This is a genomic window from Paenibacillus sp. FSL R10-2736 (assembly GCF_038000245.1).
Lineage (GTDB): Bacteria > Bacillota > Bacilli > Paenibacillales > Paenibacillaceae > Paenibacillus_AQ > Paenibacillus_AQ phytohabitans.
In genome coordinates this window covers 1,334,431-1,356,588 of the sequence record NZ_JBBOBN010000001.1, presented here as the reverse complement: position 1 = coordinate 1,356,588, position 22,158 = coordinate 1,334,431, and the positions used below count along the sequence as shown (strand labels likewise).

Annotated in this window: 16 protein-coding genes; 4 read left to right on the top strand and 12 right to left on the bottom strand. The window is 53.0% G+C overall.

Going from position 1 to position 22,158, the window contains the following annotated elements; genetic code table 11:
* Positions 1-99 precede the first annotated feature (99 nt).
* The 4 genes from NSQ73_RS05875 to NSQ73_RS05860 form a co-directional block, all read right to left on the bottom strand.
* Positions 100-1,692 (bottom strand): response regulator transcription factor, encoded by a 1,593-nt coding sequence (locus NSQ73_RS05875; RefSeq protein WP_340985704.1) that lies wholly within the window; start codon positions 1,690-1,692, stop codon positions 100-102.
* Positions 1,670-3,424, bottom strand: coding sequence for a sensor histidine kinase (locus tag NSQ73_RS05870; RefSeq protein WP_340985702.1), 1,755 nt, complete (start codon positions 3,422-3,424; stop codon positions 1,670-1,672). Before NSQ73_RS05870 ends, NSQ73_RS05875 begins: the two co-directional genes overlap by 23 nt.
* A gap of 111 nt (positions 3,425-3,535) precedes the next feature.
* Positions 3,536-4,384 (bottom strand): carbohydrate ABC transporter permease, encoded by an 849-nt coding sequence (locus tag NSQ73_RS05865; protein WP_076245089.1) that lies wholly within the window; start codon positions 4,382-4,384, stop codon positions 3,536-3,538.
* Positions 4,384-5,343: a carbohydrate ABC transporter permease gene (locus NSQ73_RS05860; RefSeq protein WP_076245091.1), complete on the bottom strand. Its 960-nt coding sequence runs from the start codon at positions 5,341-5,343 to the stop codon at positions 4,384-4,386. The genes NSQ73_RS05865 and NSQ73_RS05860 overlap by 1 nt, the downstream gene beginning before the upstream one ends.
* Positions 5,344-5,728: 385 nt before the next feature.
* Between NSQ73_RS05860 and nrdI the strand changes: the two genes are divergently transcribed.
* Genes nrdI through nrdF form a run of 3 tightly spaced genes read left to right on the top strand, consistent with a single transcriptional unit; the run spans position 5,729 to position 9,156 of the window.
* Positions 5,729-6,088 carry a class Ib ribonucleoside-diphosphate reductase assembly flavoprotein NrdI gene (gene nrdI, locus NSQ73_RS05855; RefSeq protein WP_042139483.1) on the top strand — a complete coding sequence of 120 codons (360 nt, stop codon included), beginning with the start codon at positions 5,729-5,731 and terminating at the stop codon, positions 6,086-6,088.
* Positions 6,075-8,159, top strand: a complete 2,085-nt coding sequence (gene nrdE / locus NSQ73_RS05850; RefSeq protein ID WP_340985701.1) for a class 1b ribonucleoside-diphosphate reductase subunit alpha — start codon at positions 6,075-6,077, stop codon at positions 8,157-8,159. Before nrdI ends, nrdE begins: the two co-directional genes overlap by 14 nt.
* A gap of 37 nt (positions 8,160-8,196) precedes the next feature.
* On the top strand, positions 8,197-9,156 hold the full coding sequence (gene nrdF, locus NSQ73_RS05845; protein ID WP_042139485.1) for a class 1b ribonucleoside-diphosphate reductase subunit beta: 960 nt from the start codon (positions 8,197-8,199) through the stop codon (positions 9,154-9,156).
* A 328-nt stretch (positions 9,157-9,484) separates the two neighbouring features.
* Here the strand turns inward: nrdF and NSQ73_RS05840 are convergent, their stop codons facing one another.
* The 7 genes from NSQ73_RS05840 to NSQ73_RS05810 form a co-directional block, all read right to left on the bottom strand.
* The gene (locus NSQ73_RS05840; protein ID WP_340985700.1) at positions 9,485-10,246 is read right to left on the bottom strand and encodes an ABC transporter permease; all 762 of its coding nucleotides are present in this window, start codon (positions 10,244-10,246) and stop codon (positions 9,485-9,487) included.
* A complete protein-coding gene (locus tag NSQ73_RS05835; protein ID WP_340985699.1) occupies positions 10,239-11,165 on the bottom strand; it encodes an ABC transporter ATP-binding protein in 927 nt (308 codons plus the stop codon). The genes NSQ73_RS05840 and NSQ73_RS05835 overlap by 8 nt, the downstream gene beginning before the upstream one ends.
* 81 nt (positions 11,166-11,246) lie before the next feature.
* Positions 11,247-11,948 (bottom strand): response regulator transcription factor, encoded by a 702-nt coding sequence (locus NSQ73_RS05830; protein ID WP_340985698.1) that lies wholly within the window; start codon positions 11,946-11,948, stop codon positions 11,247-11,249.
* Positions 11,938-12,804 (bottom strand): sensor histidine kinase, encoded by an 867-nt coding sequence (locus NSQ73_RS05825; protein WP_340985697.1) that lies wholly within the window; start codon positions 12,802-12,804, stop codon positions 11,938-11,940. The genes NSQ73_RS05830 and NSQ73_RS05825 overlap by 11 nt, the downstream gene beginning before the upstream one ends.
* A gap of 101 nt (positions 12,805-12,905) precedes the next feature.
* Positions 12,906-15,779 (bottom strand): ComEC/Rec2 family competence protein, encoded by a 2,874-nt coding sequence (locus NSQ73_RS05820; protein WP_340985696.1) that lies wholly within the window; start codon positions 15,777-15,779, stop codon positions 12,906-12,908.
* Positions 15,780-15,972: 193 nt separating this feature from the next.
* A complete protein-coding gene (locus tag NSQ73_RS05815) occupies positions 15,973-16,491 on the bottom strand; it encodes a deoxycytidylate deaminase (protein ID WP_039300969.1) in 519 nt (172 codons plus the stop codon).
* A 573-nt stretch (positions 16,492-17,064) separates the two neighbouring features.
* Complete coding sequence (locus NSQ73_RS05810) at positions 17,065-18,060, bottom strand: ComEA family DNA-binding protein (RefSeq protein ID WP_340985695.1); 996 nt, start codon at positions 18,058-18,060, stop codon at positions 17,065-17,067.
* Between the two features lie 147 nt (positions 18,061-18,207).
* Here NSQ73_RS05810 and comER point away from each other — a divergent pair, with 147 nt between their 5' ends.
* Positions 18,208-19,059, top strand: coding sequence for a late competence protein ComER (gene comER / locus NSQ73_RS05805; RefSeq protein WP_042139487.1), 852 nt, complete (start codon positions 18,208-18,210; stop codon positions 19,057-19,059).
* 207 nt (positions 19,060-19,266) lie between these two features.
* On the opposite strand, the gene leuS is transcribed toward comER, so the two are convergent.
* Positions 19,267-21,714, bottom strand: a complete 2,448-nt coding sequence (leuS, locus tag NSQ73_RS05800; RefSeq protein ID WP_076245101.1) for a leucine--tRNA ligase — start codon at positions 21,712-21,714, stop codon at positions 19,267-19,269.
* Between the last annotated feature and the right edge of the window lie 444 nt (positions 21,715-22,158).

Here is a 22,158-nt window from a genome sequence, read left to right as displayed (position 1 = left end):
TCTGTCAGCTGAGCCAACATTTATAGGTCGATATTATCACCGGGGCTATTCACCGTATAGAAGAGTAATGAACACAAATCTTTCAATATCCACTTCAATCTAGCGTTTGATCAGCTCACTGGGACTGACACCGCAATACTTCTTGAACAGGGTGCTGAAATATGGAACATTCTGGTATCCAACCATCTCCGAGACCTCATAGATCAGATGGCTGCCTTCCAGCAGCAGCGCTTTGGCCTTCTCAATCCGCACACGGATAACGTAGTTGGTGAACGTTTCTCCGGTCACTTTCTTGAACAGCTGATTTAAATAATTCTTGGAGATATACAGCTGCGAGGCCAGAAGCTCCAGCGTAATATCCTCCGCATAATGCTTGTGGATGTATTCCGTCATGAATTGTACCGCTTTGCGGTGCTTCTCCTGAATAGCCGGAACCTGCGCCCGGCGGAGGCTGCGGAGCTGTGTCTCCAGCCATTCTTCAATCTTCGGAAGCTCCGTCATCTCACTCAGCTCGCGCAGCGCCAGCCCTTCATCATCGCTGCGGCCGGGAATTCCCGCCATCAGCATGGCGTTATGCAGCATGGTCCAGAGCTCAGCTGCCAGCATCCGGAAGGATACCGGATCCACCGGCAATTCCGGCTGTCTGCGGTGCAGGTACAGGCGGATCAGCCGCATGACTTCATCGTCACGCTCTTCCTGCAGCGCTTTGGTTATACTCTGGTAGTAATCGGTCAGCAGGGACACCTCAACTGCTGCAGCCGCTTTTCCATCATCCGGATTATTCCCGCTTTGCAGATTCAGCGGCTGCTTGGCGAACAGTCTCTGCAGCGCCTCGTCGCCGGACGGTTTGATTCCTCTCCAGCCGGATTTCGCAGTGCCGGTCCCGAAGCGGATCTCAAGTCCGAGATAGGTCTTCATGCTGCCCACCATCAGCTCTCCCAGCCGGTCTGCAGCCTGCCCTATTGCCTGCCCCCCCTCCCGCTCTGCCGATGGCAGCAGCAGTGCTGCATGGTTGCCGAACAGCCAGACGAAGCAGGTGTCCGGCCACTCCCGGCCGGACACCTCGGCAACAATGTTGGAGACAGCGAATTTGAACAGGCTCCAATCCGCCAGGGAAATACTGCGGATGCGTTCGGTCCACAGCACCTCGATGATCATCACCGTATATTTCCGTTCGTTAAGCAGCTCCGCCGGAACCGATGCTTCGGAGCTCTGGCCCCAGCCGTTCAGCTCGCCGGCCAGCCATTCCTCAAGGCATAGCTCTTCACGCCGCTCAGGTGACTGCACCTCTCCAAGATTCAGACGGTGCAGATAGGTCTCCTCCAGCTTCTCAATCGTTACCGACAATACGCTGCGGATCTGCTCCACCGTCACAGGCTTGGTCAAATAATCATCCACCCCGAGGCGGAGCGCAGTCCGGGCGTATTCGAAATCATTGTATCCGCTTAAGATCACGAACCGGCCGGCGAAATCCCCGGCTTTCAGCTGTTCGATCATCTGAATCCCGTTCATCACAGGCATATAAATATCGGTCAGGACTATATCCGGGTTCACCTCGGCAATCAGCTTGAGGCCTGCCTCGCCATCAATGGCTTCACCGGCAAATTCGGCGTCCAGCTCTTCCCAGGGAATGACTTTACGGAGTCCCCTCACGACCTGGAAATCATCGTCAATGATCACTACTTTCCACATGCTTCAATCCTCCTTTATGAGATGGTGTATGGACTATAGGCAGAAGGATGACCGCCTGTGTACCGCCATCCGGTGAGTTGCCCAGCGTGAAGCCGTAGGGTTCACCAAACAGCGCAACAATCCGTTCGCGGACATTCCGCAGCCCGTAACCGCCCTTGGCACTCCGCTTCTCCTGCCAGTTCTCCTGCAGCTGGCGGCCGTTATCTGTCACGGTAATCTGCAGCAGCCGGTTATTCTGGATACTGACCGCAATAGTTAACGATGCCTGCTGTTTACCGTGGAACCCGTGTATGAAGGCATTCTCGACAAACGGCTGCAGAATAATTTTGGGCACAAACAGGTTTCGGGCCTCATCTTCGAGCAGCACACGGTAATCCAGGCGGTCCTCCCAGCGGATCTTCTGGAACTGCAGATAGCTCTCAATATGGGCCAGCTCCTCCGACAGCGGTACAAGACTATCACTGTTTGATAGGGCGAGCCGGAAAAATTGTCCCAGATGCGCCAGCATATTGCTTATCTGCGGCTGCGAAGCCTCAATCGCCATCCAGTTGACCTGATCCAGCGAATTGTAGAGGAAATGAGGGTTGATCATCATCTGCAGCGCTTTAATCTCAGCAGCCCGCTGCCGCTCATGCTGCTCCTCCAGGCTCTCATAGAGCTCTTCAATCCGGTAGGTCAGCTTCTCATAGCCTTGGAACAGACGGCCGAATTCATTCCGGTAATCTTCAGGCAGCGAAGTCCGTTTACTTAGTGAAAAATTGCTCATTGCTTTCAGCAGCAGTCCAATCGGCTTGACGAACTGACGGGACAGGAATACAGCCAGCAGCAGAATCAGCACAATGGTGGCGATCCCGAATGCCAGAATAATTTGCGTCTGCTTCAGGCTTCCCGCCGTGATCTGACTCCAGGAGGTAATCTCTACCAGTGACCACTGGGAATCGAGCGATGAGGACCATACGAGAAATTCGTCACCGGTCCGCTTGGCGCCGTTCGTCTGAGAATCGAGATGGGTCTTGATCTGCGCCTCATTCTGCACGAAGAAGCCGGGGTCGCCTGTAGCTGTAATCAGCTTGCCCGTGGCATCAAGCAGTGCCAGGTTGGAGCGGTTGTCCTCCGTGGCAATCAGCGACTGAAAGGCCGGAACCCGGACATTGAAGATCATCACAGCAATCGACCGGTTAAAGCGGTTATGGACCTTGCGGGCAAAGCTAATCACCGAGGTATCCCCGCTGTTGGTCTTGATAATCCGCTCTCTCAGCCAGCTGTAATCGGAGTTGCGCAAATCCTCATACCAGACCTCCTGCTCCATCTGTGCAAGCGGCAGAAACTGTACAAACTCCTGCACATTATAAGTCGGCGTCATATCCGAATAGACATGGATTGACTGCAGGATCGGCATCCCGAATACATAGTTGTTCAATTGGGAGCGGATACTGGCTTGTCCCCGCACCCGGTCATACGGGGTGCCGTTCAGCATCGCTTCATACTGGTCGCTCAAATTCTGAGCAGCCGTATTGGAGCTTTGCTCAATATCCACGAGATTGGTGTTCAGCTTCTTATGCAGCTCAATGAGCAGCTTCTGCTGGTAATAGGATGTGTTGCCGGCAATTTCTCTGGACCCGCTTACATAACTGAAAAAGACAGTCACGCCGACCAGGGCTGCCACAATCAGCGCGAAGCCAAAGAAGAAAACAACATCGATGCGCAGCGTTTTAAAGGGGTTAACCCGCATGTGGAATCCTCCTGCTATATCTCATGAAACCTGTATGGTCCTAATCATAGAAAGAAAGCCGCGAACCATCGCAGCTTTAATTCCCTCTTATTAGATAATTTATAAGGCATCCTAGCCCTTCAACGCCCCCGCAGACATCCCTTCCACGAAATGCTTCTGGGCGAGGAAGAAGATCAGTACGGACGGAGTAATGGATAGAAGCGACATGGCTAGCATCTGGCCCCACGGCACTGATCCCTGTGAATCTATGAACAGCTTAAGTGCGAGATTGATCGTGTATTTTTCAACAGTATTAATATAAAGCATCTGCCCGAAGAAATCATCCCAGTTCCAGAGGAAGGCATAGATCGCCACCGTAACCAGCGCAGGCTTCACCAGCGGCAGCATAATTCTCCAGTAGATGCTGAACCAGGAGCAGCCGTCGATTTTGGCCGCCTCATCCAGCTCTTTGGGGACGGAGCGCATAAACTGGACTAACAGATAGATGAAGAACGGGCCGCCGATCCCGCCGGCGAACAGATGGGGAATGTAGAACGGCAGATAGGTGTTGATCCAGCCCCAGCCGCTGAACATGACATACTGGGGTACAATCGTAACCTGGGTTGGCAGCATCAGGGTAACCAGCATAATGGCGAACCAGAAATTGCGCAGCGGGAAATCAAGTCTGGAGAATGCAAAGGCAACCAGACTGCAGGAGATCACACTTGTGAACAGCACACCTAGTACAAGCTCAAAGGTATTGAGATAGAAGTGGGTAAAAGTAAAGTTCGGCACCGATACCCAGCCTTCGGAGAAGTTGGCCCAGTGCGGAATCTTCGGGAACAGACCCGCCGAACTCATCTCCTCATTCGTCTTCAGCGAGGCACCCAGCCACCAAAAAATCGGATACATCATAATCAGACTGACGACGAGGAGAGATACATGCGTTAATATTTTTTTGCTTGAGCGGGTAGCATCCATTATTTCTTGCCTCCTTGCGATTCATAGAACACCCAATATTTCGAAGTTCCGAACAGCACGGCCGTGAACAGTCCGATCAGCAGCAGCAGAACCCAGGCCAGCGCCGAGGCATACCCCATGTGGAACTTGGTAAAGGCTTCTTCATACAGATACATGACGTAGACAAACGTAGATTTCACCGGACCGCCGTTCGTGATGACAAATGCCTGGGTGAACATCTGGAACGTATTGATCATCGTCTGAATGGCATTGAACATAATGATCGGCGAGAGCATCGGCAGTGTGATCGAGATGAACTGGCGGAATTTGCTGGCTCCGTCCACAGACGACGCTTCGTACAGATCACCCGGGATCTGCTTCAGTCCGGCCAGGAAAATAATCATCGACGAGCCGAACTGCCAGACCATCAGCAGGATCAGCGTACCCAGTGCATACTTCGGATCCGCAATCCATGCCGGTCCCTTGATCCCGAAGATCCCCAGGAAGTCATTAATGAAGCCGTTGCGGCTGAAAATATTCTTCCAGAGAATCGATACAGCGATACTTGTCCCGATCAATGAGGGGAAATACACCATCGTCCGGTAAAAGCTGATCCCCCTGATCTTGCGGTTCAGCAGCATGGCAATCGCCAGGGCGAACATCAGCCGCAGCGGCACGGTCAGCAGCACGAAGGTAATCGTGATCCGCAGCGAAGACGGAAACACATCATCCTGGGTGAAGATTCTCGTGTAGTTGGCAAATCCGACCCACTCCGGTGCTTCCAGCAGCGAGTAATCGGTAAGCGAGTAATACAGGGACATAATCATCGGCCCCAGGGTCAGCAGGAAAAAACCTATTAACCACGGAGAGAGAAACAGATAGCCGGCGAGCGGAGATTCCCAGCGTTTGATCCGTGTTTTGCCAGGCGGAACCGTTTTCAAAGAACCCGCAGGGGCTTGCTTTGCAGCAGCATTATTCATGAATTTACTCCTATCTTCCTTCTGTATCGGAACTTTTCTTTTATTATAGATTGACAGGGGCCGGGCATGAAGGAGGGTAATGAATGCTTTTCTTTCACTATTGATCAATTCTCGCCGGACACCGGCCCACAAAAAAGCTTAAAAAAAATACTAATAAATTATAAGAGAATAGAATGCAGGCGGGGCGTGGTTTTCTCCCTTTTTCACGGGCAAATCAGGGGGTTAGAAGGACCAGTTGGTCTATTGACTTTTCAATATATGGTAGTAAAATGATTAAACGTTACTAAATATAGTGTATATAATAGAAAAGCCAATAAATCTAGTGAAATTGCCCGCCATCATTTGTCAAGTAGAAATAGCTACATGTTATAGGAGGTTAGGGACCATGTTGATTGCTTACGATTCCAAGACCGGCAACGTTAGAAGGTTCATCAATAAGCTGAAGCTTCCCGCTGTTCAAATCGAAGAGCATATGACGATCGACGAGCCTTACGTGCTTGTTACATACACCACCGGATTTGGACAGATTCCAGAGAAGGTAGCTTCTTTCTTAGAGAAGAACCATTCCAGGCTCAAAGGCATCGCCGCGAGCGGCAACAAAAACTGGGGTGAGCTATACGCGCACAGCGCAGATTTAATTGCACAGCGTTACAACGTACCGGTGGTCGGCAAGTTTGAGTTGTCGGGAACATTTGGTGATGTACAGCGCATAAAACAGGAGGTGGACCGGGTTGCGGCATATTGAACTGAACAACATGTTGATGAAGAGAGACGAAAGCGGCTTTTTCCAATTGGATAAGGACCAGGAGGCAGTAGCCGAGTTCATGCGGGATGTGGAGCGGCGCAGCCTGACCTTCACAACTACCAAAGCGAAGATCGATTATATGATTGCCAATGATTACTACGAGGACCTGTATGACCGTTATTCCGCAGCTGAGATGGAGGACGTCTACCGGATTGCCCACGAATATAACTTCCAGTTCCCTTCCTATATGGCGGCTTCCAAGTTCTACACAGACTATGCCGTCAAAAGCAATGACCGTAAGCAATACCTTGAGCATTACCCGGACCGCGTAGCTGTGGTGGCCCTGCATCTGGGACGCGGCAACGTGGAGACAGCCCGCACGCTGGCCCGCTCGATGATGGAGCAGCGCCTGCAGCCGGCTACCCCGACCTTCCTCAATGCCGGCAAGAGCCGCCGTGGTGAGATGGTCTCCTGCTTCCTGCTGGAAATGGACGACTCGCTCAATTCGATCAACTATGTACTGAACACCTGCATGCAGCTGTCCAAGATCGGCGGCGGTGTGGCGGTCAATCTGTCCAAGCTGCGCTCGCGCGGCGAGACGATTAAGGGCGTCGAGGATGCTGCCAAGGGCATCATGCCTGTCCTGAAGCTCATGGAAGACGGCTTCTCCTACGCGGACCAGATGGGTCAGCGCAAGGGTTCGGGCGCGGCTTATTATAATATTTTCGGCTGGGATGTTCTCGAATTCCTGGACAGCAAAAAAATCAACGCCGACGAACGGACACGCCTGAAGACGTTGTCTATCGGCCTGATCGTGCCTAACCGCTTCTACAAGCTGGCGCAGGATAATCAGCCGCTGCATGTATTCGCTCCTTATACTGTATTCCAGGCGTATGGAACGCATCTGGATGATATGGATCTGGACGTGATGTACGATACCCTGCTCGCCGATTCGCGCGTGAAGAAGAAGGTTGCCATGAGCGCACGCGACATGCTGACCAAAATCGCCATGATCCAGCTCGAATCGGGCTATCCGTATATTATGAACAAGAGCAATGCCAATAACGCCCACGCCTTGCGTAATGTGGGACAGATCAAGATGTCGAACCTGTGCACCGAGATTTTCCAATTGCAGGAGACTTCCGAGATTAACAACTATGGAGAGCAGGACGCGATCCGCCGTGATATCAGCTGCAACCTGGCTTCCCTCAACATTGTGAATGTGATGGAGCATGGCAAGATTCGTGAATCCGTTCATGAAGGCATGCTCGCACTGACTGCAGTCAGCGATATGACTACGGTCTCCAATGCTCCTGGCGTGGCCAAAGCGAATAAAGAGATGCACTCCGTCGGCCTGGGTGTGATGAATCTGCACGGTTACTTTGCCAAGAACAAGATTGCTTATGAGAGTGAGCAGGCCCGCGATTTCGCCCGGACCTTCTTCATGACGATGAACTTCCATTCGATTGAAAAGAGTATGCAGATCGCAGCGGAGACTGGCGAGACCTTCCATGGCTTCGCAGAATCCGATTATGCGTCCGGCGTGTATTTCGACCGTTACCTGACCACGGACTACCGTCCGGTTACTGCAAGAGCGCAGGAGCTGTTCGAGGGCATCTATATTCCTACAACCGAGGACTGGAAGCAGCTGCGTGATGATGTGATGAAGAACGGCTTGTACCATGCCTACCGTCTGGCGATTGCGCCGACTGCGAGCATCTCTTACATCCAGAATGCCACGTCCAGTGTAATGCCGATTGTAGAACAGATCGAGACACGCACGTATGCCAACTCGACCACCTACTATCCGATGCCTTACCTGCGTCCGGACAATGTATTCTTCTATAAATCAGCGTACCAGATGGACCAGTTCAAGGTGATTGACCTGATTGCGGAAATTCAGCCTCATATCGACCAGGGTATCTCAACGGTCCTGCATGTGAACAGTGATGTAACGACCCGTGAGCTGGCCCGTTCTTACCTGTATGCGGCACACAAAGGGCTGAAATCCCTGTACTACACCCGGACCAATAAACTGTCTGTCGAGGAATGCCTGTCCTGCTCCATCTAAGAGCGGGCACAGGTACAGAAAGGGAGAATAGATCATTATGAGTGCAATCAAAGCCGTGAACTGGAACCGTCCCGACGACGACTACTCGCTGATGTTCTGGAATCAGAATATTATGCAGTTCTGGACCGACGACGAAATTCCATTATCCGATGACAAAATGTCCTGGCTCACGCTGAGCGAGATCGAAAAGGACTCTTATATGAAGGTGCTGGGCGGACTGACCCTGCTCGATACCATCCAGGGCGGCGTAGGCATGCCGCAGATTATGGAGCATGTGGACGGCTTGCAGCGCAAGGCGGTCCTCGGCTTCATGGGGATGATGGAGCAGATCCATGCCAAGTCTTACAGCAGTATTTTTACAACACTGGCTTCGACCGAGGAGATCGACGGCATCTTCCGCTGGGTGGAGGACAATACGTTCCTGCAATTCAAGGCAGAGACCATCTCGGAATATTACAAGAAGATCGAGTCGCCCAAAGACCTCTATCTGGCAATGGCTGCCTCTGTTCTGCTGGAAAGCTACTTGTTCTACAGCGGCTTCTTCTACCCGCTCTATCTGGCCGGCCAGGGCAAAATGACCTGCAGCGGCGAGATCATCGACCTGATCCTGCGGGATGAGAGCATCCACGGCGTCTACGTCGGCGTGCTCGCCCAGGAGATCTTCGAGGAGCTGTCCGAAGACGATCAGCGCGATGTCTACCAGACGCTGGTCGGACTGCTGCGTCTGCTGCATGCCAACGAGGAGCAGTATACCGAGCAAATCTACGCCCAGATCGGGCTTGTAGATGAAGTGAAGGCCTTCCTGCGCTACAACGCCAACAAGGCGATGATGAACCTGGGGCTGGACCCGCTGTTCGCAGAGGAAGAGATCAACCCGATCGTCCAGAACGGAATCAGCACCCACACCAAGCAGCATGACTTTTTCTCCAAAAAAGGCAACGGCTACGTCCGCGCGATGAACGTGGAGCCTTTGCGGGATGAAGATTTCAGCTTCTGAAATAGAAGCTGAATCTAAGAACCTAACTTAAAGCTCAGCCGTCACTACAGAGAATATTTGGACTTCCGGCCGCTGTTAGGTTTGGATTTCCTGAATTTAACCGCTGTCCGTGGTAGAAATCCAAACCTAAAGGCGAACGCTAACGCTCCTACAGTTCCAAAATCCCCTTCCGTTCCTTCTCGCTTTTGGTTATATTCTTTTATTCAGCTTATATAGTTTTAATTAATAAGGCACCCGCCAGCTGAGAGACAAGCTGACGGGTGCTTTTTTTTGAAGCGTAGTGTTTGCCGGGGGCATACCAGAAAGAGTGATTTTATCGTAATATTCCCTAATTCAGATCCTCCCTGATCTTATACCGGACGGCAAGGATGCCGAATAATAGAATCACTGCCGCTGCAACGCCAAACGTATGCACCATGTCCGCTGGACTATTGAAATCCTTCACCCGGACTATCGTATTAATGAGCAGGTATTTCGTTAGACGAACACCATCCATTTGGGATTCCAGCGCACCCAGCACCATCCCTATAACATTCAGCGCCAGAATGAATCCCGCGCTTAAGCTGATGAGCAAGTTCTTTGCGATCATGGCAATACAGAGGATAAGCATCGCGAACGCCCAGTGCAGCAGGAATTGGCTGATCAGCAGCTTGATGATAGTGGCAAGGTCCCCCATGTCCGTATGCTCAAAAAACAGCTTTCTCCCGATCCAATCCGCAATCAGCATCGTCAGGAACAGCATCGCTACAAAAAGGGCGAGAATCACTATTTTCGAGAGTACCGAGTAGATTCTTGCTTTTCTCATTGAAATATAGTTTTTATGGAAGCCTGAGTTAAATTCGCTCATATAGAAATAGATCGTGAAGACTGCAATATAGATCAGCATCCATGAAGGCGGCTGTGAGATCGTATATTGGATGAATTCGCTCTCGGTTAAAGTGCTGACCGGAATACCGCCTTCCAGGGGCTGCTCGTATTGCTTCATCATATAAATACCGAAGATTTGAAATGCGCAGAACAACAGCAGCAGCAGATACATCATTCTATTTCTCCTGAAGCGGTACAGGTCCATTTTAAGCAGATTAATCATGGCGGTCACCTGCACTTTCCGTGAGCTCCAGGAAATATTGCTCCAGGCTCTGCTTATGCTTCGCTATGGAATCTACCATGACTCCATGTTCTGCCAGCACCTTGACGATCTGCCGGATATGAACATTCTCGTCGTATACATATATCGTCCGGCTGTCAACCACCTTATATTTCGTGATCTTCAGCTCACGCTCCAGCACTGGAAGGGCCATCCTGGCCTCCTCTACGCCAATTTCGATCCGTTCCTCGCAGCGCTGCTGCAACTCTTCCCTGGAGATCACCTGGACGAATTCTCCCTGATGGATAATGGCATACTTGGTTGCTATCTTGGATAATTCCTCAAGAATATGGCTGGAGATGAGGATCGTTAATCCAGTCTGGTTCAGCTCTACAATCAGTTGTCTGATCTCGGCAATGCCTTGGGGATCAAGTCCGTTAATCGGCTCATCCAGGATCAGCACATCGGGGCTGCCTAGCAAAGCAACCGCTATCCCCAGCCGCTGCTTCATGCCCATGGAGAAGCTTTTGACTTTGGAGGTATTCTTACTGTCCAGTCCCACCAGCTTCAGCAATCTCTCTATAGCCCCGTTCCTGTCCTTGAGGCCATAGGCAATGGCAAGCAGATTCAGATTCTCATAGGCCGAATAATTGGGGTAGAGTCCGGGATTCTCAATCAGCACACCCATCCGCTCGAAAAAAGACTGCTCCCCGGCTGCAGCGCGGTTGAAAAAATGCAGCTCTCCCGAGGTCGGATACACGAGTCCGCCGATCATTTTGAGCAGGGTTGATTTGCCCGCCCCGTTCCTTCCGATGATCCCGACAATTTCCCCCCGGTATATTTTGAGATTGGCATTCCGTACCGCCGCTTTCGATTTGTACCTCTTAGTAAGCCCGCATAGTTCAATAATGCAATCAGTCATGGCTGCCACCTCCTTACCCTTAAGTTAACAGGATCAAGACTAAGATATCGCCAATAAAAGGTTAAGAAAGTTCAAAGCTCATCATTTACTGAGCCTGAAGCCGATGCCCCAGATCGTATCGATATAGGCTTCATTGTCATGCGTTTTGATTTTATTGCGGATATTGCTGATATGTACCGTTATCGTTTTGTCCTCGCCAAGGTAAATTTCCTCCCAGGCCAGCTCATAGAGATCCTGCTTCGTGAACACCCGGGTAGGATTCCTGACCAGCAGTTCAACAATTCTGTACTCCTGCCGGGTCAGATTTAGCGCCGTTCCATGAATTTGAACACTGTAGGTAGTGGTGTCCAGCACCAGATTCTTGTGTCTGAATTCGTTCACCGGCTCGCCGGCAGCTGTCCGCTGAATATGGACATGGATGCGGGCGACCAGCTCCTCCAGTTCAAAGGGCTTGGTTACATAATCGTCAGCGCCCAGCGTGAACAGGTTCAGCTTATGATCCAGTTGGTCCTTGGCCGAGAGGATAATCACCGGAACTCCTGACTTCAGCTCCTTACGCAAGCTGTGCATAAACGCCTCCCCCGACAGCCCGGGCAGCATCAGATCGAGTACAACCAGGTGGTAATCACGCTCCGCCAGATTCAGCATCCCTTCACTGCCCGAATACGCCCGGGTGCACAGAAATCCTGCGGCGGTAAGTCCATCATGAATGATTCCGTTAATATGCTCATCGTCCTCGACGATTAGAATTCTCCTGCTGATCCCGTTAACGTTAGCGCTCATTTGCCTGCCCCTTCGCTGTTTTCTTGAATGCTGTGCTAATGCTGAAGGTGTCACTTATACACTCGGCCTCAGCGTGTCCGTTCATTTTCCCGGTCAGCGCGCTCACAATTGAAAGTCCAAGCCCGGAGGAATGAAGGGTACGCGAAGGATCTTCTTTATAAAAGCGGGTAAACACCTTCTCGGTATCCACTTTGCTGCCTGCCTTGAGCCGGTTAGTGAAGCGTATACATAGAGTATCCTGCCTATCTTCAACTCCCACTGACAGCGGGCCGTCTCCATGTATGAAATAGTTGCCGATAATATTGGCAAATACCCGCTCTACAGCATTCATATCCCCGCTCACCATAACAGGCCTCTCCGGCAGCTGAAGCTCAGGCTCATACCCGCACCGGGCGAAGTCCTCAATGAAGGTGAACAGGTTCCGCTTCAGCACCCCTATAACGTCAACAGGCCGCAGCTCAAAGATATATTCGGGATTCTGCAGCTTGGTATATAAGAACAGCTCGTCCACCAGCTTGATGATCTGCTGTATTCTAGACTGGGCAAGCCTTACATAATGGCTCTGGTCCTGCTCCGCCTCCGCCCGCAGCGCTAATTGGAGATAACCGTCCAGGGAAGTGAGAGGGGTCCGGATATCATGGGACAGACTGATAATCGTGGAGTTCATCTCCTGATTCTTCCGGCTGAACTGCTCGTCAAGCGCTCTCTGCCGGCTTAGCAGGAGGTTGCATTCACGAACGAGATGATTGATTTCCTTTGGCTTCAATTGCGTAGCTATAAACTTAAGAGACTGATGCTCCATAATAAAAGACAGCTGATTGCCAATCTGGCGAATCTGGCTTTTGTAGTTGAGCAAGTAGACAGTTTGCACTGTCAGCAGCAGTAGAAGTCCTGTCAGAATAAATATAATAAGATCACTCCCTCTCTTATGATCTTATTATATACGAATAAGGATTCTCAGTTTAGGCGATGGTTGAGTTTGTGACGTATTGTGATGGCTTCCTTATGCACTTTAAGCTGAATCTCGCCATGCTGGTCGGTCCGGTATACCTCTGTATTTTCGTCTTTTAGCCGGTCTAGTACATCGCCATTTGGATGCCCGTAGAGGTTGTTCACACCCGCAGAGATTACCGCCGCTGCCGGATGCCAGAAGGTCAGCCAGTCTGCGCTGGTGGCGGTTTTGCTGCCGTGGTGGGCGACTTTGAGGATGTCGATGGGCTTACCTGCCTGTATTCCGGCCTGCTGTGCGGATTGCAATATCGCTTCCTCCGCTGCCTGGTCCATATCGCCTGCGAAAAGAAAGCTGCGGCCGTTCATCTCCAGCCGAAACACGACCGATTCGTGGTTCTGATCCTCCACCTCGTTTAGCAGAGTCTGCCCGTCCGCAGGCGGCTCCGGCCAGAGAAAATGCAGCTGCGCCGCCTCATCCGGAGCCAGGACCATGCCCTTCTGTACCGGATACAGCCGGACTCCTGCGGCAAGCGCTGTAGTCATCAGCTCGGTGTACGGCTCCGTATCCGCCAGCGTGCCGTTGAACAGCAGAGCAGACACTGGCATACCCTCGAGCACCGCCTGCAGCCCTCCGGCATGGTCCTGATCGCCATGCGTCAGGATCACCGCATCCAGCCGGTGGATGCCCCGCTGCTTCAGCAGCGGCAGCAGCGTCTTGGCTCCGACCTCGAACGGGCTGCGGCGGATTCGCCATGCTTCCTTCTTCCCGAAACTCACCGTTCCGCCGCCGTCCACCAGAATATGGGCTCCGCCCGGCGTGGTAATCAGGATGCTGTCTCCCTGCCCCACATCCAGGTAGCTGATCGCTCCCGTCCCGTTCAGGTCTTCTGCGTAGTAGCCTTTGTAGAGCAGAAGAGCTAAACCTGCGGCGCACAACATAGCGGCGAGACTGCTCCAGCGCGTAGCGTCTGAATGCGGAAATGCCTGGAGGGCCAGCGCGGCTCTTCTGCTGCTCGCAGCTGCCGCTGGCTCCGCCTTGCTGCTGGTATTGCCGGCCTTACCACGGCTCTTTCCCGGCAGCTCCAGCTCGGTCAGCGGCCGGGTCTCATCCTCCATATACTGTGGAGCAAGCGTAATCTCCGTCCGTCTCTTCAACGCATACAACACACCGTAAAGTAGCCCGTAGTATAGGCAAATCCACAGTAATGAAGGTGAAGCCCAGATAAGCACACCTGCCGTAAACCCGTTTACCCACTCTACCGCCGCAAACGTAGCATTATTCAGCAGCTCTGCAAGCTGCACAGTTAAGAGGGCTGCAGTATTCCAGAACCGTCCAAGCAGCAGCGCCAGCGTACCAAGCGGCAGCACCAGGAACGTGATGAAAGGAACGAGCAGCAGATTGGCGGCAAAGGACAGCAGCGAAAATTGGTTAAAATAATATATCGTTAGCGGGAAAGAGACCAATTGCGCAATGAAGGTTACCGAGAGGGCGCTGCCCAGCCAGTTAGATAAACATCTGAACAATGGCGCGGCCAGCGGCGTATACACCATGAGACCTGCTGTCACCAGAAAGGACAGCTGAAAGCTGACGCTGAGCAGCAGATACGGGTTCCAGACCAGCATCATCAGCGCCGCAGCGGCCAGAATGTTCATTCCATCCTTAAGGATACTGAGCCTTGCGGCAAGCAGAGCAATCATGCTCATTATCCCGGCGCGAACCACTGACGGTCCGGCACCGGACAGCAATACGTAGGCTGGTACAAGCAGTAATGTTACCGTGAGTGCTGTTTCTCTCGTGAAGCGGCAGCGGCGCAGAAGAAATAAGATCACCCCGACATAAACCGCAACATGCATTCCCGAGATCGCCAGAATATGAGTCAGCCCCAGCTGTGAGAATTGCTTAAAGGTCTCCGGGTCCAGATCCTCCTGGATGCCGATGACAAGTCCCTTCATATAACCGGCATGCGGCTCCTCGAATAAGCGCTCCATCTCTGCGCCGAGGGTGGCGCGCATCCTATCATTCCAGCGCAGAATGCCGGATAGCTGCCACGATGCCGGAGGGGCAATCTTTACGCTGACTGTTCCGCTCCCTTTTAACAGCCAGTGGATTTTCTTCGTGAGCAGATAAGCCCGGTAATCGAATCCGCCGAAGTTACGCGCTATCTGCGGCTGCGCCAGCTCTCCTTCAATGACTACCCGGTCTCCCCGCTGCCATAGGGCAGCTACAGCGATTTCGCTTTCTTCCTGAAGCTTGATTTGAACGGCAACCAGTTCCCCTTTTGCTTCCTCTTCTGCTCCTGTTATTGCGTCTGCCCCTACTCCTGTTTCAGCTTCTGCTTCTGCTTCAGCACCTTCAGCTGCTGCGCTTCCTCCTTTTTCTGCATCTGCTGCTGCCCCTGCCGCTACCACGACAGCTACTTTTTCTTTTGTAGCTACTTTAGCTCCCGTTTCTACATTCGCCGATGTTTCGTCCACCTGACTTCCCTGCCGCTCGAGTCCGATCCGTGACAGCTTCACCGTAAAATCAACCCGGTCCCCGTCCCGCTCCACTGGAGACGCAATAACGCCAGCGGCTGTAACGTTAGCCTCATTCAGTTCGGTTGCCGATCGCCCCAATTGCTCCGGCAGCAGGCTCACGTTACGCGCCTCACTCCACTCCCAGTACATGGCTGCCGCAGCAATTGCCAGTCCGATCACAGCAGCCGTTCTCCAGCGTATACCGCCGCTGACCGCCCAGATTGCAGGCAATAGCAGCAAGCCTGCGAGGTAGATCAGCAGACTGCGTCCGGAGAACAGACAGCCTGCCGCACTTCCGGCAATCCAGCAGATCGTGAAGCTTAAGAGCGGCCTTCTGTTCATCAGCATCTCTCCTTTAATCATGGACCTATTCTCTTCTTCCCGTCAAAATGGAACTACTCTTTTCCTGTTTCGCTGCCGCAGCAACGACAAAGAACCCCTGCAAACGCAAACACATGCGTAAGCAGAGGTTCTTCTCCTGAAGATCTGAAGCTATCCATAACACTAACCTGTCCATATTCTGTGTGGTGACGCAAGTCCTCCGGTATGCTTCCGGTTATTCCGATACCGAGATCATCGTTTCCTTCGGCGGCTCATAGTTCTCCAATTGGCGGAACACAATTCCTTTGGAGGACAGCATGGCCTCAACCTTCTCCATATCCTTGCGGTACGGACGCAGATAGACAATCTCTACAATCCCGCTGTTGGCTAACATATTGGCACAGGTCCAGCAAGGTTCATCCGTGACGTAGACGGTACTGCCTTCCCGGTCACTCCGGTCTGTGAACAGCAGCAGATTCTGCTCAGCATGGATCGTACGGATACAGCGCTGCTTCTTCACCATGGTCTCTACGCCGTCAATGATCTCCCGCTCATATTGCTCGGAGACCATACAGCCTGCTTCCGAGCAGTCCGGAACACCCATCGGTGCGCCGTTATAGGCGGTGCCCAGCAGCTTCTTGCCCTGCACCAGCACAGCGCCGACATGGCGGCGGGGACAGCGCGAACGGGTGGAGACCATGCAGGCAATATCCATGAAGTATGTATCCCAGTTCTTGCGGTAAGCCACAGTCATCAGCAATCTCCACTTCCTCTTAGATAGTTGTTCATTATTGTAACATAATGCAGCATTCTTTCACTATACAGCTTGTCCTAACACTAGCCTGCCAACCGTTCTCATTACAGCATCATGCTGCGTAAACCGCAATTGCTGATAGAAACGTCGATTCTGGCGTTAAGCTCAGTTTCCGGCAGGCTCAAGCTTGACCTGTTACTGTTACTATTCCTTTTCAGTTTCTGGACTTAACTGTATTCTGTACAACTAAAAAGACTGAAATTCTGATAAAAAGCAGTTTAATTGCACTTCGTACACTTATATCACGATCTACTGAGCTAAAATCGCCACACAACGTATTTTAGTTGTACGAAGTGCAACTAACTTTAAGAAATTAGTAGTTTTACAGTTTTTAGTTGTACCAAATACACTTATCCTGACTGGCGGAGCATACGGTTGGGCATGGCAGGTAGACTCGGCTCCATCAGACAACTTTGTGTAACAACAACCCGGTAATTCCCTGTCAATTGTAGTGTATACACGCTTCAATATGAATGCTGTTGCCCGTTCGAATCATCCAGCGGGTCCCTGGACTCAAAATGCCACCAGCGGCTTCAACTGCTCCAGCAGCTTCGGCCCGATCCCCTTCACCTTGCCCAGATCGGCCAGGCTGCGGAACGCTCCCTTGCTGCTGCGGTACTCGATAATCGCCTGCGCCTTCTTCTCCCCGATGCCCGGCAGGTCCATCAGGGCTGCGGTATCGGCAATGTTCACGTTGACCCTGCCATCAGCAGCCACTGCTGGAGCTGCGGCACCTGCGGCACCTGCCGCTCCAGCGCTCCCAACTGCACCAACTGTCCCGCCACCTGCAGCGCCGCTGCCCGCCGATCCAATCACTGCACCTCCAGTTACTTCACCACCGCTAACGGCTCCACTTCCCGCTACCCCAGCCGTTCCACTTACGGCGCCATTTCCTGCTACTCCAGCCGTCCCTCCATTTACACCGCCCTCGTTTCCGGCTACTCCTGCCATCCCACCGCTTACGCCGCCACTTCCCACTGCTCCAGCAGTCCCGCCATTAGCGGTCCCACTCCCAGCTGCTCCTGCGTTCCCGCCACCAACCGCCGCTCCGGCTTTACCGTTCGCATTCCCGTCATCCCCACCTGCCACTGCCCCACCTGCCGCTGCCCCGGCTGTCCCCGCCGGAGCAGCAATCCCGGTGCCATTAACCACTCCGGCCTTATCGCTTACAGCACTGCCCTCACCTCCGGCCTTATCACTTACAGAGCCGCCCTTACCTCCGGCCTCACTTACAGCACCGCCCTCACCTCCGGGCGCTGCCAGCGCCTTACTACTCCCGGCACCGCTGCCACCAACAGCCGCTGCCCCTTCAGCACCGCCGCTATCCTCTTCACCACTCTCCCCTGCCGTTCCCGCGCCGCCATCCGCCACCCCCAGCGCCTGCGCCATCCCGGCGTTCAGGGTCTCCCACCCGGCGATGCCGTTCTCTGCCCTGTGGTCTGCAGCCCAGACTAGGCCGCCGCCCAACAGGGCAGCGGCGATGGCGCAGCCGATCATTCTTTTGCCCATGAAGCTGTCCTCCTTCAGTAAACTGGAATTTTATTCAAAAACAAGCTTAAAACCTGTCATTTGTCCAAGACTGCCGTGCATACATTGAACGAAGAGTATTCCTGTAAGCCCAGAACCCAGCAACATTAGAAAGGAGGTAACCACAGGATGAAAGTGGGATTTATCGGAACAGGCAGCATGGGCGGTCTGCTCATCGACACCTTTCTTCGTTCGGGAGCCCTTGATCCGTGTGATGTGCTGGCCAGCAACCGCAGCCCGGGCAAGCTGAGGGAGCTGAAGAAGCTTCATCCCGGAATCACTGTATGCTCGGGCAACATCGAAGCCGCGTCCGAGAGCGATATCGTGTTTCTGTGTGTCAAACCTTTGCAGTTCAAAATGTTAAGCGATGAGATTGCCCCTTACCTGCGCAGCGAGCAGATTGTCGTATCCATTACTAGTCCAGTTCAGCTGTACCATCTTGAATCCGTACTGCCCTCCAAAATTGCCAAGATTATTCCCAGCATCACCCATTCCGTCAAAAGCGGGACTTCTCTGTGCATCTTCGGAAGCAGATTAAATAAAAAAGACAGGCTGGTCCTGCTCCGGCTATTCTCATGTATTGGTGTTCCTGCGGAAATCCCGGAGAGTCATACGCGGATTGCCTCTGATTTCTCCAGCTGCGGCCCGGCGTTCATCAGCTATTTCCTGGAACGGTGGATCGAAGCGGCTGTAGAAGCAACCGGCATTGATGAGGCCTTGGTCAGCCGTCTGGCCGGTGAAATGCTGCTTGGTACAGGCAAGCTGCTGACAGAAGGCTCCTTCACCCCGCAGGGGCTGCAGGAACGGGTTGCCGTCCGCGGAGGCATTACAGCGGAAGCGCTGAACCACCTGCGCACGAGTCTGGAAGGGGTATTCGAACGCCTGATCACCACTACGCATGACAAATACGATGAAGATGTGGAAAAGCTCGACGAGCTGTTCGGGCGCAGCAGCATCGTCCAGAGCCCACTTGACCGCTAAGGCAGCTGCGGCGATAGCCTTCTGCCAACGTCCATTGCCATAGCTTATTGCAAGGGCTGTATGCCTTGCCATCGTCCTTCTCCTCTTGCCATGCCGCCTTAAGCTACGCTCTGCCGCTCCGTTCTCCGCTTCCGGTGCACTGCCGGAAACCAATAAAACCCGCAGCACGGAGTCATCCGTTGCTGCGGGCAATGTTGCGTTCTTCGCTTAACCCACTACTATATTTACCAGCTTGCCGGGAACGGCAATAATTTTACGTACGGTTTTGCCTTCGACGGCTGCCTTCACGTTCGGCAGGGCCAGTGCATGGTTCTGCATATCTTCCTGACCCATATCCATAGGGATCAGTGCGCGCTGAACGATTTTACCGTTAACCTGCACGACGATTTCCACTTCCGCATCTACGGTCCAGGCTTCATCATAAGCCGGCCATGCGACATAGCTGATGCTTCCTTCGTGACCCAGCAGCTGCCACAGCTCTTCGGCAATATGCGGTGCCAGCGGCGACAGCATCTGGACGAACTGTTCTGCCGCTTCTGTGGACAGGCTCTCCTGCTTGTAAGCGTCGTTGATGAAAATCATCAGTTGGCTGATTGCCGTATTGAACCGCAGATGTTCAAAGTCTTCGGTTACCTTCTTCAGCGTCTTATGCCAGGTCCGTTTGAATTCATCGGTACCGCCATCTGCCGAGATCTTAGCGCTGATGCTGCCGTCTTCGTTCACGAACAGGCGCCATACGCGGGAGAGGAAGCGGTGGATGCCTTCCACGCCTTTTTCGTTCCAAGGCTTGGTAGCTTCCAGCGGCCCCATGAACATTTCGTAGACGCGCAGTGTATCTGCGCCGTACGCTTCCACGATCTCATCCGGGTTGATGACGTTGCCGCGGGATTTACTCATCTTCTCATTGTTGTTCCCCAGGATCATCCCCTGGTTCACCAGCTTGTGGAACGGTTCCTTCGTATCGACTACGCCGATATCATAGAGAACCTTGTGCCAGAAGCGGGCATACAGCAGGTGGAGCACCGCATGCTCGGCTCCGCCGATGTACAGGTCAACCGGCAGCCATTCCTTCTGCTTCTCCGGTGAACACAGCTCCTGATCATTATGCGGATCGATATAACGCAGGTAGTACCAGCAGCTGCCGGCCCATTGCGGCATGGTGTTGGTCTCACGGCGGGCTTTCATGCCGGTCTCCGGATCGATCGTTTCAACCCACTCAGTTACATTCGCCAGCGGGGATTCTCCTGTGCCCGAAGGCTTAATGGCATCCACATCCGGCAGTACCAGCGGCAGCTGATCCACAGGAACGGTCTTCATTGTACCGTCTTCCAGATGCAGAATCGGAATCGGCTCCCCCCAGTAACGCTGGCGGCTGAACAGCCAGTCGCGCAGGCGGTAGGTTACTTTGCCCTTGCCGCTGCCCTTCTCTTCCAGCCAGGCAATCATTTTGGCGATAGCTTCAGTATTCGACAGGCCATCGAGGAATCCGGAATTTACGTGCGGGCCGTCGCCGGAATAAGCCTCTTCTTCGACGTTGCCGCCTTGCACTACTTCAATAATATTCAAGCCGAACTGCTTGGCGAACTCCCAGTCACGGGTATCATGGCCCGGAACAGCCATAATCGCTCCGGTTCCGTAGCCGGCCAGCACGTAGTCGGCAATCCAGATCGGCACCTGTGCGCCGTTCACCGGATTAATCGCATAAGCGCCGGTGAAGACACCGCTTTTCTCCTTGGCCAGATCGGTACGCTCCAGATCACTCTTGCGCGAAGCCTTGTCGCGGTAGTCTGCAACGGCAGCCTTCTGCTCTTCTGTTGTAATCACATCAACCAGCTTATGCTCCGGTGCCACAACGCAATAGCTTGCTCCGAACAGGGTATCCGGACGGGTGGTGAACACTTCAAGCGTAGCCTCATGCCCTTCAATGGCAAAAGTCACCTCAGCGCCGGTCGATTTGCCGATCCAGTTGCGCTGCATATCCTTAATGCTCTCTTCCCAGTCCAGCTCATCCAGATCCTCGAGCAGACGGTCTGCGTATTCGGTAATTCTCAGAATCCACTGGCGCATCGGTCTGCGGACCACGGGATGGCCTCCGCGCTCGCTTTTGCCGTCGATCACTTCTTCATTCGCCAGGACGGTACCCAGCGCTTCACACCAGTTCACGGAAACCTCAGCTACATAAGCCAGACCGCGGTTGTACAGCTGGATAAAAATCCACTGCGTCCATTTGTAGTAACCCGGATCAGTTGTGCTAATCTCGCGGTCCCAGTCGTAGGAGAAGCCCAGCGACTTGATCTGGCGGCGGAAATTATCAATGTTCTTGAAGGTAATGTCACGCGGATGCTGTCCGGTATCCATCGCATACTGCTCAGCCGGCAGTCCGAAAGCGTCCCAGCCCATCGGGTGCAGCACGTTGTAGCCGCGCATCCGTTTGAATCGGGAAACAATATCAGTAGCGGTGTAGCCTTCAGGATGGCCTACGTGCAGCCCTGCGCCGGAAGGATACGGGAACATATCCAGGGCGTAGAACTTCGGTTTGCCTGCTTCTTCACTTGTTTTGAATGTCTTGTTCTCGTCCCAGAATTTCTGCCATTTCGGCTCGATGGTCTGGGCACGGTAGCCGGTGTGGGCTTGGGTAAATGTGTTGTCGCTCATCTTATGCTCCTCCTTGGAGTGTTGCTGTCTTAGGTAAGGCTAATGTTATAAAAAGAAATACTGTAAATAAGGGTCACTGCAGAAAGTTTTGGGCTTCCGCCCGCTGTTATATTCGGATTTCCTGATTAGAACCGCTCATCGCGGTAGAAATCCGAATCTAAAGGCGGCCACTAACGTTGCTACAGCTCCAAAATTTCTATCCGTTCCTTTATCTTTACATAAGTTCTGTTAAACCAATCCGCTGGCCCTGGCGGAACAGCAAAGTCCAAGAACCCGCAATGATTCGCTGGGCCGGAAGGGCTGAAAAGCCAAACCCGCCGTTGATTCGCCGGGTTGGCAGGAACCCGCCCAAGCTTCGCCGGGCCGGCAGAATCCGCAAAGCCCAGGCCCCGCTTCGGATCGCGGAACTGCTGGAATATCCTTGACCGTGCGGCGCCGCTGGAA

Coding starts and splice junctions, on each gene's coding strand:
- NSQ73_RS05875 (WP_340985704.1), bottom strand. CDS start 1,692: ATGTGGAAAGTAGTGATCATTGACGATGATTTCCAGGTCGTGAGGGGA.
- NSQ73_RS05870 (WP_340985702.1), bottom strand. CDS start 3,424: ATGCGGGTTAACCCCTTTAAAACGCTGCGCATCGATGTTGTTTTCTTC.
- NSQ73_RS05865 (WP_076245089.1), bottom strand. CDS start 4,384: ATGGATGCTACCCGCTCAAGCAAAAAAATATTAACGCATGTATCTCTC.
- NSQ73_RS05860 (WP_076245091.1), bottom strand. CDS start 5,343: ATGAATAATGCTGCTGCAAAGCAAGCCCCTGCGGGTTCTTTGAAAACG.
- nrdI (WP_042139483.1), top strand. CDS start 5,729: ATGTTGATTGCTTACGATTCCAAGACCGGCAACGTTAGAAGGTTCATC.
- nrdF (WP_042139485.1), top strand. CDS start 8,197: ATGAGTGCAATCAAAGCCGTGAACTGGAACCGTCCCGACGACGACTAC.
- NSQ73_RS05840 (WP_340985700.1), bottom strand. CDS start 10,246: ATGATTAATCTGCTTAAAATGGACCTGTACCGCTTCAGGAGAAATAGA.
- NSQ73_RS05835 (WP_340985699.1), bottom strand. CDS start 11,165: ATGACTGATTGCATTATTGAACTATGCGGGCTTACTAAGAGGTACAAA.
- NSQ73_RS05830 (WP_340985698.1), bottom strand. CDS start 11,948: ATGAGCGCTAACGTTAACGGGATCAGCAGGAGAATTCTAATCGTCGAG.
- NSQ73_RS05820 (WP_340985696.1), bottom strand. CDS start 15,779: ATGATTAAAGGAGAGATGCTGATGAACAGAAGGCCGCTCTTAAGCTTC.
- NSQ73_RS05815 (WP_039300969.1), bottom strand. CDS start 16,491: ATGACTGTGGCTTACCGCAAGAACTGGGATACATACTTCATGGATATT.
- NSQ73_RS05810 (WP_340985695.1), bottom strand. CDS start 18,060: ATGGGCAAAAGAATGATCGGCTGCGCCATCGCCGCTGCCCTGTTGGGC.
- comER (WP_042139487.1), top strand. CDS start 18,208: ATGAAAGTGGGATTTATCGGAACAGGCAGCATGGGCGGTCTGCTCATC.
- leuS (WP_076245101.1), bottom strand. CDS start 21,714: ATGAGCGACAACACATTTACCCAAGCCCACACCGGCTACCGTGCCCAG.